This window comes from Nodosilinea sp. LEGE 06152, from assembly GCF_015207525.1.
In the GTDB taxonomy this organism is placed as follows: domain Bacteria; phylum Cyanobacteriota; class Cyanobacteriia; order Phormidesmidales; family Phormidesmidaceae; genus Nodosilinea.
In genome coordinates this window covers 62847-75563 of sequence record NZ_JADEWR010000010.1, presented here as the reverse complement: position 1 = coordinate 75563, position 12717 = coordinate 62847, and the positions used below count along the sequence as shown (strand labels likewise).

General features: G+C 54.2%; 10 protein-coding genes. 9 read left to right on the top strand and 1 reads right to left on the bottom strand.

Annotation, left to right across the window (positions count from 1 at the left end; genetic code table 11):
* Window positions 1-15: 15 nt before the first annotated feature.
* Window positions 16-1179, bottom strand: coding sequence for a Gfo/Idh/MocA family oxidoreductase (locus IQ265_RS14845; RefSeq protein WP_194054924.1), 1164 nt, complete (start codon window positions 1177-1179; stop codon window positions 16-18).
* 470 nt (window positions 1180-1649) lie between these two features.
* Between IQ265_RS14845 and IQ265_RS14840 the strand changes: the two genes are divergently transcribed.
* The 9 genes from IQ265_RS14840 (at window position 1650) to nuoB (ending at window position 12668) form a co-directional block, all read left to right on the top strand.
* The gene (locus IQ265_RS14840) at window positions 1650-2207 is read left to right on the top strand and encodes a hypothetical protein (protein ID WP_194054922.1); all 558 of its coding nucleotides are present in this window, start codon (window positions 1650-1652) and stop codon (window positions 2205-2207) included.
* Between the two features lie 430 nt (window positions 2208-2637).
* Complete coding sequence (locus tag IQ265_RS14835) at window positions 2638-3120, top strand: DUF2243 domain-containing protein (protein ID WP_194054921.1); 483 nt, start codon at window positions 2638-2640, stop codon at window positions 3118-3120.
* 260 nt (window positions 3121-3380) lie between these two features.
* Entirely contained in the window at window positions 3381-3602 is a 222-nt protein-coding gene (locus IQ265_RS14830) for a hypothetical protein (protein ID WP_194054920.1), read from the top strand.
* 54 nt (window positions 3603-3656) lie between these two features.
* Window positions 3657-4112, top strand: a complete 456-nt coding sequence (locus tag IQ265_RS14825) for a DUF4383 domain-containing protein (protein ID WP_194054919.1) — start codon at window positions 3657-3659, stop codon at window positions 4110-4112.
* Window positions 4113-4214: 102 nt separating this feature from the next.
* A complete protein-coding gene (locus tag IQ265_RS14820) occupies window positions 4215-7274 on the top strand; it encodes an MFS transporter (protein WP_194054918.1) in 3060 nt (1019 codons plus the stop codon).
* A gap of 94 nt (window positions 7275-7368) precedes the next feature.
* Window positions 7369-7869, top strand: a complete 501-nt coding sequence (locus IQ265_RS14815) for a vitamin K epoxide reductase family protein (RefSeq protein ID WP_194054917.1) — start codon at window positions 7369-7371, stop codon at window positions 7867-7869.
* 341 nt (window positions 7870-8210) lie between these two features.
* Window positions 8211-9857, top strand: coding sequence for an alpha-amylase family glycosyl hydrolase (locus tag IQ265_RS14810; RefSeq protein WP_194054916.1), 1647 nt, complete (start codon window positions 8211-8213; stop codon window positions 9855-9857).
* A 26-nt stretch (window positions 9858-9883) separates the two neighbouring features.
* Entirely contained in the window at window positions 9884-11542 is a 1659-nt protein-coding gene (crtO, locus tag IQ265_RS14805; RefSeq protein WP_194054915.1) for a beta-carotene ketolase CrtO, read from the top strand.
* Window positions 11543-11921: 379 nt separating this feature from the next.
* A complete protein-coding gene (nuoB, locus tag IQ265_RS14800; RefSeq protein WP_194054914.1) occupies window positions 11922-12668 on the top strand; it encodes an NADH-quinone oxidoreductase subunit NuoB in 747 nt (248 codons plus the stop codon).
* The last annotated feature ends 49 nt before the right edge of the window (window positions 12669-12717 follow it).

Genomic DNA, 12717 nt, shown 5'->3' with positions numbered 1-12717 from the left:
TGCCATAGAGGCCCGCTAGCTGTCACCGGGACTGGCGGCATGAACGGGCTCCGGCGTTTCTGGGTTAGGTGGTCGAACCGTGATCAGCTCAGGGTTGGGGTGCCGGGCATGATCCATGTGGTCGAGGGCGACAGGTTTGCCCGCCTGAATCGACTGGTGCAGCGCCTCGATAATGCGAATATCGTTTAGCCCTTCTGCTCCCGAGGGTTCTAGGTCTTCGTCCTGCAGAATGCAGTTTGAGAAATAGGTAAACTCAGCCGCTAGCTGACTGTGGGGTTCAAAGGTTTGGGTCTGGGTTTCGCCATCAACCGTCAAATAATGGGTGAGTTCGCCCTGCCAGGGGTAGGCCGGGTCGAGCCGCAAATCGCCCTGGGTACCGACAATGTGATAAGTCGAAACCTTGCTGGCCCCAAAGCTGACGATAAAGTTGGCCAGCCGCTGCTGCGGAAAGCGCAGAATAACGCTGGTCATTTCGTCGACTTCGCGGAAGCGCTCTTCGCCGTTGTTGGCGGCCACGGCGAATACCTCGGTTGGCTCAGCCTGAAACAGGTACCGGGCCGCATTGATGCAGTAGATGCCGATGTCTTCGAGGGTGCCGCCGCCGGTCTCTCGCTGCAGGCGGCTGTTGTCACCCGTCACCTGCTGAGCAAAAACCGAGTTGAAGAAGCGGGGCTCACCAATTTGCCCCGACTGCGCCACCTCGACCGCGTGCATGTTGGCCGGGTCGAGGTGCAGACGGTAGGCAATCATTAGCTTGACGCCGTTGCGGCGGCAGGCCTCAATCATCTGCTCGCCTTCGGCAATGGTGGTTGCCATTGGCTTTTCACACAGCACATGAATGCCCTGGTTGGCGGCTCGCACCGTGTACTCGCAGTGCAAATGGTTGGGTAGGGCAATGTAGACCGCATCGACTTCGCCGCTGGTCAGGCAGTCTTCGTACTGGTCGTAGCTGTAGGTGTGCTGAATGCCGTATTTCTGGCTCAGCTCCTTTTGCTTGGTGGGGTCGTCAGACACCAGCGCCACAACCTCAGAGTTTTCAGCCGTTGGGAAAGAGGGCAGGGCTGCCACCTGGGCAAACCAGCCCAAGCCCACAATGGCGTAGCGAATTTTACGGTGCTGGTCCTGGTCTGAGGGGCTTTGGTTCGAGGGGCGGTTGGCGGCGGGTTGAGACGAGGTCATGGCGATCTCCAAGCGGGCAGTAGTGCAATCAGTTCCTTGACATCCTCATAGGCCAAAATCCGTCGGAGCATTGACTTTTAGGAAAAGACAGGAGGCATCGGATGTCAGGAATCAAACCTGTAGACAATTCCCTTCTTTAAGGTCTTTTGGGAACTGATGTCATCAGCCTAGGAACCTGAACCGTGATCACCCTCTGGCAAGCGAGGCAAATGAGCGCCAGCGGCAACTCAGCCTTTGGTTAGAAATAGTAAATAATTGGCGCGGCGGCGATCGCATCAAGACCCCACAGCTAAGGCCCCAGGGGATCAAGTTTTGAGCCAGTAAAAAAGGTTATACCCGTTGAGCGATGAGGATTGCCCTAAAAACAAAAAGGATGGAAGAAGAACGCTAGCTTATCGTTCAAAAACTATCGACGTAACAGTACTGAGCCCAGCCAGACTTAACAATAATTTAACCGTGAGGAAGTTCCAATGACAGAGCAGTACACCCACAGAGGCATCGGGTTTTTCCCTGAGGAAGAGCAGGCCGAAAAAGCGATTCGGGCGTTGGAGTCCTCTGGTTTTCCAATGGAGCAGGTGTCGATTATAGCCAAGCAGCTAGAGAAAGATACCGTAGCAGGCGGCGCTACAACGGGGCACCAGGTCCAGGGACAAGACATCAATGCCTCTAGGCGACTGCCCGAACAGGCCAATACTGGAGCCCTTTGGGGCGGTTTACTGGGAGGGCTCAGCGCGTTTGCCATTCCTGGCGGTTTGGGGGCTGTACTGGCGGTAGGTTCTGTGGGTGCGGCGTTTGCTGGTGTTGTGGCCGGGCAGGGGGCCGGGGCCTTAGCGACCCAAAATCTAAAGGAGGGGTTGAAGTCGCTGGGTATACCTGATGAGAAAGTGGGAGGCTTCAGCGATCGCTTAATTAACCAAGACTTCATGGTGATTATCGAGGGCTCCCAGGCCGAAATAAACCAGGTTGAAACCGCTTTAACCGATCACGATATTCAAGCCTGGAATATCTATCCCATGCCTCAATCTTAAGCAACAGAAGGATTGACGGCTGCAGCGGCTGCCATCGCGCTTTGCTTGGTTCCATTTAGTGGGGCCAAGCGTGGATCTATTCCTTTCTAGAGAGGCTGCACTAAAGGCTTCATTTCTAGTCTAAAGGCAACGCTTTAAGGACAAGATCGAGTAGGAGTTTATTACAACGACTAATCTCGATTAATCCGTTTTTAATCTCATCTTTAACTTGGAGGGAAGCGATCGCCAGCGTCCCCACGCTTTCTCCTCTGTCAACCCAAAAATTGACGGCTAGTTGATAGCTCAAGGACAGAATCTAGTCCATCGAATTTAATCCATCGATCAGAGTACAGATTCCCCAGGGAATTGATCAGAAAAAATAGCTGCCAAGGGCTTAGCGAGGAAATTTCTCTCGGCCAGCCTTGGCCTTCACCATTGAGTAATCTGACCTATGGAAAGCCCCAAACCCTTCCCTTTACCCACAAAAGCATTCAAGCTGGCAGGTTTTTTGCTCGGCTTCGGCCTGGGTGGATTCATCGATGCCATTGTTCTACACATGCTGCTGCAGTGGCACCACATGATCTCAGGCCGAGTGTCGATGGATACTTTTGTGGGTTTGCAGAAGAATGTGGTGGGCGATGGGGTCTTTAGCGCCGGCATGTGGCTAGTTACGGTGACTGGCTTGGGCGTGTTGTGGCGTGCCATGCAGCGAACCCCAGTTGTTCCGCTTACAACACCAGCATTTATCGGCTGGATTTTGATTGGCTGGGGTGGATTTCATCTCTTCGACAGCATCGTTTTTCACGGGCTGCTGGGGCTGCATCACATTCGACAGGTACCCAATTTTTTGGTCTACGACATAGCCTTTTTTCTGATTGGCTTTGGGCTAATTGGCGCTGGATATTTGCTGACCCGCAACCAAGCTGATGCCTAATCATCTTCCGACTACAGATGTTCTGGTGTTGCCCGGTCTGATTGGGGCAATATTTCGGGCGCTGTTTGGTGCTGAGGAGTGCGGCCCCTGCGACAGCCCACCCCCGGTACGATTACTGGCTTCAGCACCAGTAGTTTCTTACCGCTCGCGACCACGCTACTTTGAGCCAGGACCGCACTCAACTAGCGAGGTTAAAGCAAGCGGTCAGATAAGTTTTTTCTGTCTCAACTACCAAGCAGCTCGTTAAGGAGCACTCTTCCATGATTCGCAATTCTGATCTCGTCGATCGCTTGACCTCCCCTAAAAGTATTGGTGCTGTACTTCTCGCCATCGGTGCGCTGGTGCTACCGGCCTGTGGTGTAGGTCAAGAAGAAGGTTTAGGTGAAGACCAAAAACGTTATCAAGAAGAAGGTGGAGGTTTGGGCGAAGAGGGCCTGGGCGAAGAAGAAGGGATAGGTGAAGAAGAGGCAGACGACGACTAATTTTTAGCCTGAGCATTCTAGCTGGCAAGTTGCAAACATATCAGAAGGACAATTGTGAGCGTTCGTCTTTTCGCGTTAATCAGCGGCGTTGTCTATTTACTAGTTGGCATTCTTGGCTTTATTCCAGGTTTGGTTGCCTTGCCAACTACCGCTCCCGATCTGGCTGTAGAGGCTGGCTACGGCTACCTTTTGGGCATCTTTCCCATCAATGTTCTGCACAATATTGTGCATTTGGCCGTTGGTTTCTGGGGGGTGCTGTCTTACCGCAGCTATTCGGGTTCGCGGAACTACAGCAAGGGCTTGGCTATCTTTTACGGCCTGCTAACCATCATGGGATTCTTCCCAGTTCTGCAAACCACCTTTGGTCTCATTCCCATCTTTGGCCACGACATTTGGCTCCATGCTCTGACTGCCTTAATTGCCGCCTATTTTGGCTTTATGGCCAAGGGTCGTTCCTCGGTGGCCCAAGAGCACGAAAGAACCCCGGTGGGAGGGCGCGATCGCTACTAGTGGTTAGCAATGTTTTGGAGCACAACCTGCTGTGCTTCGAGCCAACTACTCTCATCCATGACTAAAACCGACAAATAACCATAGAAACCAGAGTGAAAAACCATGATTTCGCCTACCACATTGGCTTTGGCAGCTAGTCCTTTAAGCCTGGCCCAAGCCATTACAACACCGGCTGTTTCTAATCTAGATTTTTTGTTGGGGCCACAGTTCTTTATTGCCCTGATTGCCGGGGTAGTAATGGCCTTTGCGTTTCAGTTTCTGCTCACTAACCTGACTCTGGCCACCGGCATCTCTAGCGGTGCTGACCCCTTTGCCGATGAGGTGGATGAGGATGACTCCAAAAGCTGGGGTCGTAAAGCTCGTGACGTGGAGTACAAGGTCGGCCTTTGGACGTTGTTTACGGTCAATACAGCTATATTTGTCGCCTGCTTTTTGGCGGTTAAGCTCACGCTGATTCAGAGCGTGGCGCTGGGGGCCATTGTCGGCGTGGTGATTTGGTCGACGTATTTTTTGCTGCTGCTGTGGGGCGGATCGCGCACGGTAGGCTCAGTCTTTAGCGCCGTGGGCAGCACAGCAGCCAGCGGCGCACAGGGCGTTTTGGGTACGGTCGCCACCGCTCTCAGCGGCAGTGCCGTCAACGCCCAGCTTGTGAACACCGTAGAAGCCTCCGTTGAGGCCGTTACCAAAGAGCTACGGTCAGAGCTTTCTTCTGGGCTAGCCCCCGATCGCTTGCGAGAGAGCGTGGCCGACTACGTGCAAAAACTGCGGTTGCCCAGCCCCGATGCCAGCAACCTGACCAACCAAATTTCAGATTTGCTGGCGCAGGTTGGCCAGTCGTCGGGCCAGGGCAAAAGCTCGGGTTTGGGCGGATTAGGATTGGGCAATGTGGCTAAAGTTGCGGCTCAAGCGGCGGCACCGGGCGGTTTAACCTCAGGTTTAGTCAGCCTTGCCCAGGCGGCAGCACCCGAAGAACTAAAAGCAGGCAAGCTGCAAGATGTAGTCGAGCAGCTTAACCGGACGCTGCAGTCTCAGTCTGGGGGCAAGGGGCTGCCCCAAGAAATGCTGGGGCAGGCGGTTACCGCCCTGGTCTCTACCGTGGCCCAGCGAGTCGATCTCTCTGATATAGATGTGGAGCAGATTGGCCAGCAGCTCAGCTCACTAGGGCAGCAGGCGGCGGGCCAGGCCAGCCAGGTCACCGATCGGCTGAATGCGCCGGGGACGTTCTCGCTGCTGCGGGCCGACATTGAGAACTACCTGCTCAATTCGCCCTCCTGGTATTTGCGCTCTGAAAACCTCGACAGCGGCTTTCGCAACGTACTGCGCGACCCCGAGGCCGATGCTGGCCTGATGCGGCAGCAGATTGAGCCGCTGAACCGACGCTATTTTGTTGGGGTGCTGCAGCGCCGCGAGGGGCTAGACGAAACCCGCATCAACGACCTGGCCGACCAGCTAGAGGTGATTCGGCGGGAGGTGCTGGATCAGGTGCGCGCCGCTGAGGAGGAGCACAACCGGCAAGACCTGCGGCAGCGAGTCGAAACCTACCTGAGCACAGTCCCTAAAGAATCCCTGAGCGCTGAGCGCATCGGCGAAGATTTTCCGGCCCTGCTGGCCGATCCTGAGGCCAGCTACGAAGCCATGGGCAATCGGCTGATTCAGTTCGATCGCGACACCCTGCGGCAGATGCTGCTGAGCGGGCGGCAAGACCTGCTGGAGAACGACATTGAGCCCATGCTTGATGCCCTAGAGCAGTCGCGCGATCGCTTTTTGAACCAGTCTCAGGAGCAGTGGCAGCAGATGCAGAACCAGGCGGGCGAGTTTCGCGGCCGGGTAGAAAGCTACCTGCGAGAAACCAGCCTCGGCGATCTGTCTACCGAACAGATTCAGCAAAACCTGGAGCGGCTGATCAACCTGCCCGAGTCCGGGCTGCTGGTGGCCCGCGCTGGTCTGGGCCAAATCGATCGCGACAGCCTAGAGCAAATGCTGGCCCAGCGACAAGACCTCAACCCCGACCAGGTGCATGAGCTGATCGATCGCGTTGAGTCGGCTCGCAACAGCCTGGTTCATGCGCCCCAGGAGCTGGCGGGTCAGGCCCAGGAGCAGTTCAACCAGCTAGTTGGTCAAATTGCTGAGTACCTACGCAACACCAACATGGAGGAACTCGACCCCGACGGCATTCGCCATGACCTGCAAACGCTGCTGCGATCGCCGCAGGCGGGCAGTGCGGCTCTGCGGCGACGGCTGGCCCAGGTCGATCGCGATACCCTGGCCCGCCTGCTCAGCCAGCAGGGTCTGAGCGAGTACCAGGTCAACCAGGCGATCGATCTGGTGCTCGACAGCACCCGCAGCGCGGTCAAAGCGCCCCAGCGGCTCGCCACCCGCGCCCGTGACCAGGTGCAGGATGTGCAGAGTACTTTGACTGAGTATCTCCAAAACACCGATCGCGAAGAGCTCAACCCCGAGGCCATTCAGCGCGATCTGCGGCTGCTGTTTAGCCGGCCCAGTGAAGGTGTGGCCCAGTGGCAAGAGCGCCTTGCCCAAATCGATCGCGGCACGCTGGTCTCGCTGCTCTCCCAACGGGAAGATGTCTCCGAGCAAGACGCTAACCAGATCATCGACCAGGTTGAGGCCGTGCGCTACGACATTGTGCGCCAGGCCCAGCAGGCCAAAGATCAGGTGCAGGACACAATGCAGTCTGCCCTGGGAGATGTCTCTGGCCGCCTGCGCAACTACTTCAACGCTATAGATCGGCCCGAGCTGAACTACGACGCCATTAAGCGCGACATGCGCACCCTGTTCGATGACCCCGAAGCGGGCTTTGCTGCTCTCAGCGATCGCCTGGGCCAGTTCGATCGCGAGACGCTAACCGCCATTCTCAGCACCCGCACCGATATTTCTGAGGAACAGGTCAACCAGATTATCGACCAGATCGAGTCGGCCCGTGACAGCGTCTTAAGCCAGGCCCAGCGGCTGCAGGACGAAACCGAAAAGCGGATTAAAGCGCTCAAGCACGAGGCCAAGGAGCAGGCTAAAGAAGTTCGCAAAACCGTCGCCACCGCCGCCTGGTGGCTGTTCGGCACAGCGCTAACGTCAGTCGGGGCCGCTGCGCTCGCAGGCGTCCTCGCCGCCAGGGGGCTAGAGGTGTTTAGCCGGTGGATGAGCTAAGTCACTCGCCCATTTGGCCAGGGTGAGGGGGGCTGTGCCAAACACTCACCCTCCTCCCGCTCAACTTGCAAACCCAAATTCTCTAACTCAACTTATGGATCCTCAACAGCTCAGCTACGAACTCCGCAAAGGCAATACTCCCGATCTGAACAAACGCCGCCAAATCATTGGTTTGTCAATGTTAGGTGCCGCTATTGGCGAGCTGATTACCCTCTACCAAACCGGCGTCATTGACGAGTTGCCCAGCCTGCCCGGTTCGTTCTTTGACGCCAACAAAGTCGACGCCTCCAACTATGCCTACAAGTTCAACGGCCCCGATGGGCCACTGATGACGGTAAACTACGGCATTACCGCCATGTTAGCCTCAATGGGAGGCGAAAACCGAGCCCACGACCAACCCCTGGTGCCGCTAGCGATGGGGGCCAAGCTGCTGTTTGACGCCTTTTTGACCACCGAACTAGCGCGAGAAGAGTGGGCCGAGAATAAAGCTTTTTGTGAGTACTGCCAGGTGGCCACGCTGGCGTCATTTGCGTCCCTTGCGATCGCTATGCCAGAAATAACCACGGCCCTCCAAACGCTAACTGGCAAACGCTAACCGGCCAATCTACCGCAGCTCGCTAGGCAATTGATTTAGTTAGGACGTCTTGACAGGCGGAATCCTCTGGTAGGGGCATTGCAGTGCAATGCCCCTACGTTGAATCTGTCCTCATCTAGCAAGCGTTTGCCATAGACCAGAACTCTGCATCTCTCTTTGCTACAGGTTTGGGTCAATTGCCTCTCAACGATGGGGGGAGGGGGGATTTTTTCCTTAAGTTTGTCAGTCAATCAGCCATCACAAGGAGTCTTGGACCTTTTTTTCTGCCTAAAGGTAGGTGAGAAAATTTTTCTTCAACATCATATTAAGAAAAATTGAGTAAAAATGAAAAGGTACGATCTATGGCCAGCTCAGTCGAGTTCAAGCTATTTGCGCCCTACAACGAAGGCGCTATTTTATTTGGCTCTTTTTCTGACTGGCAAGATATTGCTATGGAAAAGGGAGAGGATGGCCACTTTCGTACCTCTGTAGAGCTAAAGGATGGGCGCTACGAGTACAAATTTAAGGTGCAGTCCAAAAGCTTTTTTCTAGAACCCGACGAGTGGGTTGAGATTATTGATCCTAAAGCTAAACATGTAGAAGGAAGTCACCAAAACTCAATTATTTATATTAAAGATGGCGAGCCTATTGTCGATGATTACGTGTGGAATCATGACGACAAGAATTTGCCTCAAAACGAAGAGCTGGTTATTTACGAAATTTTAGTTAGCGACTTTTCGGGCGGCGAAGACGACCCCTATCCTCGAGGAAAGTTTCAGCACATTACCGAGAAGCTAGACTACCTCTGCGAATTGGGTGTCAACGCCATTGAGCTAATGCCTATTCAAGAGTTTCCAGGCGATCAGGGTTGGGGCTACAACACCCATCACTATTTTTCTGTTGAGTCCAGCTACGGCACCTCCAAAGACTTTAAGCATCTCGTCGATGAGTGTCATGCTAGAGGTATTCGGGTCATTTTAGATATTATCCTAAACCACTCTGGTTCCGAGGCTCCGCTAACCAAAATTGATTACACCTACTGGTATCGTCGCGAGCCCAAAGATGCCGAGTACAACTGGGGACCAGAGTTTGACTACGACCACTATGACGAGCATCTCAATCTTTGCCCAGCCCAGGAGTTTGTCAAAGAACTTGTCCGCTTCTGGATTTCGGAGTACCACATCGATGGCTACCGATTCGACGCCGTCAGCCAAATGGGTCACTTTGATTTTCTCAAGGAAATAGCCGGTCAGAACGCTCAAGACGCTCAGCCCAAGCCGTTTTACAACATTGGCGAACTCATTCCAGAATCTCCCGACGCCACCAATCTCGACGGCCCCCTCGACGGCTGCTGGCGTGATGGCTTTCTGCACAACCTTGTACCTATGCTGTGCGGAGAAGAAACCGATATAGAGACCGTCAAAGAGCTGGTTGATGCTAAGCGATCGGGTTATTTGGGTGCAGTCAACGCCATTACCTACCTCAGCAACCACGACCATGACCACTTGATGGTGCAGTTAGGCAACCACGAGATTTTTGATGACGCGGCCTTTAAACGAGCCAAGCTGGGTGCAACTTTAGTCATAACGTCGATGGGCGTGCCCTTAATTTGGATGGGTGAAGAATTTGGTTCCTATAAACCCAAGTCCCTAGAATCAAACAAAATTGACTGGAATCTGCTGGAGAATGATCGCAACCGCGACCTGTTTGAGCACTACAAAGGGTTGATCAATCTGCGGAAGGAGAACTACGCCCTACGCACCGAAAACGTCGAGTTTTTCTTTGAAGACCCAGATTCTAAGGTACTGGCCTACGTTCGCTGGAACGATGAAGGCTCTGCGGTTGTCGTCGTCGTCAATTTTTCAGACCAGTATCTAGCCGACTACAACATTCCCAGCTTTCCCCGCAGCGGCTCCTGGCACGAATGGGTAAACAACTACGACGTTGAGGTTAACGACGGGGTTTTAACCATCGATCTGCCCGAATACGAAGCCAAGGTGTTTGTTTAAGGCATTACTTTTAAGGCAGCACTTCTATGCAAACCCACGACATTATTTTGATTGGCGCAGGTCACAATGCTCTCATCTGCGCCGCCTACTTGCTCAAGGCTGGTTACTCGGTTTTGCTGCTGGAGAAAAACTCGATTCCAGGGGGCGCAGCGACCACCGAAGAAATCATGCCCGATCGCGCCCCCGGTTTCCACTTTAACCTTTGCGCCATCGACCATGCCTTTATTCACCTGGGGCCGGTTGTGCAGGAACTAGAACTCCACAAGCATGGGTTAGAGTACCTGTTTTGCGATCCGCTGGTTTTTTGCCCTCACCCTGACGGCAAGTACTTTTTTGCCCACAAATCGGTGGAGAAAACCTGTCAAGAAATTGCCCGGTTTAGCCCCACCGATGCCCAAAAATATGGAGAATACCTTGACTCTTGGCAGCGCTTAATATCGGCTATTACCCCCGTCTTCAATGCCCCGCCCAAGTCAGTCATTGACATTCTAACGAGCTACAATCCGTCGAATGTAAAAGATCTGTTCTCGCTGATGGGGTCAGATCGAGCCACGCTAGACTTAATTCGTACGCTGTTTACCAGCGCCGAAGACATTCTCGAAGAGTGGTTTGACGCCGAATTTCTGAAAGCACCCTTGGCCCGAATGGCCTCCGAGCTGAGCGTGCCCCCCTCTCAAAAAACCAGCGCCATTGGGGGCATGATGATGGCCATGCGCCACCACCCTGGAGTAGCCCGCCCCAGGGGCGGAACCGGAGCTTTGACCGCTGCTCTGGTCCGTTTAGTCACAAGCCTCGGGGGCAAAATTTTAACTGACCAGGCCGTCACTAAAATTTTGGTTGATCACAATCGGGCTGAGGGCGTGCGGGTAGCGGGTGGCCAGGAGTATCGCGCTAGCAAGGGGGTGATTTCTAGCCTCGATGCCAAGCGGGTATTTCTTCAACTGCTCGACGCTGGCGATGTCGATGGGGCCGACCCGCAGCTGCGCCATCGCATCGGGCGGCGGGTCACCAGCCACAACGATGCCATTCTAAAAATTGACTGTGCCCTCTCTGAACTGCCCCGATTTGAGCACCATGAGCACCGCGATGAGTACTGGACGGGGGCCGTTTTAATTGCCGACTCGGTAGATCACGTCGAGCTAGCCCACAGCGATCCGCACATTGGTCGCATTCCCGACGAAAACCCATCGATGTATGCGGTCATCCCCTCCTTGCTCGACCCTTCCCTGGCCCCACCGGGTCAGCACACCCTTTGGATTGAGTTCTTTTCCCCCTACGCGATCGCCGGAGCAGAAGGTACAGGCCTCCAGGGCACCGGCTGGACGGAGGAGCGTAAAAACCAGGTCGCCGATCGCGTGCTAGACAAACTGGCGACCTACGCGCCCAATCTCAAATCGGCCATTATTGCCCGGCGAGTAGAAAGCCCAGCCGAAATTAGCGAACGGCTGGGGGTAGAAAAAGGCAACTACTACCACTTCGACATGACGATGGACATGATGCTGCCCTTTCGACCGCTACCGGAGATTTCTGACTACCAAACGCCGATTCAAAACCTCTTTTTGACGGGGGCAGGAACTCATCCCGGTGGTTCAATTTCGGGCCTGCCGGGCCGCAACTGTGCCCGCGTCTTTATTCGGGAGCAAAATCCCTTTGCTGTCGTAGGCCAGTGGTTCTTTGGGCAATGAGCGATAGGTCGTAGGCCAGTGGTTCTTTGGGCAATGAGCGATAGATGGACTTTATCTATGCCCTTAGAAAGACGAGGTTCGTTTTTGCAGCGCTTAGACTTTTAGACAATTAGCGATTATTCTCTGGCGAAGCCAAATTTGGATCGGGACCTGTTGTTTTGCTCCAGGTAAAGCTTCACGTTTGGTTTTCAATCAATTCCCTTGGCAATTCATTAAGCAATTCGCCCGGCAGTTCACGCAGACCCTGCATAGATACGGCAGCAAGATTTTTGACAGTAGGTCACATAACTAAAATTATGAATCGGCCCGATTGAGAGCCGCCGCAAAGTCCTCGGGAGTGGACTATTTTGCGATCAAAGCCAGTATAAAGGACAGGATAATGGATTCTACCAGCAACCCGAATCAGCTCAGTTATTTGAAGGATAGTGAGCGGGTGGCTTTCCCCAGCGATCGCCCCACAGTTACCCAAGAGCTTTCCGAAAATGTCATTTTAACCACCGTAGATGATCTGTACAACTGGGTGCGGCTATCGAGCCTTTTCCCCTTGCTGTACGGCACGGCCTGCTGCTTTATCGAGTTTGCAGCCCTGATTGGTTCGCGATTTGATTTCGATCGCTACGGGCTCTTGCCCCGAGCCAGTCCTCGCCAGGCCGATTTAATTATTTTAGCTGGCACCCTAAATATGAAAATGTCGGCGGCGACTCGACGGCTGTACGACCAAATGCCCGAACCTAAATACGTGATTGCGATGGGGGCCTGCATGATTTCAGGCGGCATGTTTAGCGCCGATTCACCCACAGCGGTGCGGGGTGCCGACAAAATTATGCCCATTGATGTCTACATTCCCGGTTGTCCCCCCCGGCCCGAGGCGATTATCGACGGCATTATCAAGCTGCGCAAAAAGATTGCCCAAGAGTCTTTGCAGGACCGGGGCATGCAGCAGCAGAGCAATCGTTTCTACACGGTTCAGCACAAGATGAATCGCATTCCTGAAGTGCACCAGGGCAGCTACCTGCGGGATGAGTTTCGCCAGAAGCCGCCCCAAGAGCTGGCCCAGGATCAGGGTGTACCGCTACCAGAACTACTTGAGCAGATGGAACCCGGCAAAACTAGAGAGACCTGGTAGGGGAACCCGTTACTTCTATTGGGTATCCATAGAGCGGCGGAGGGTAGAT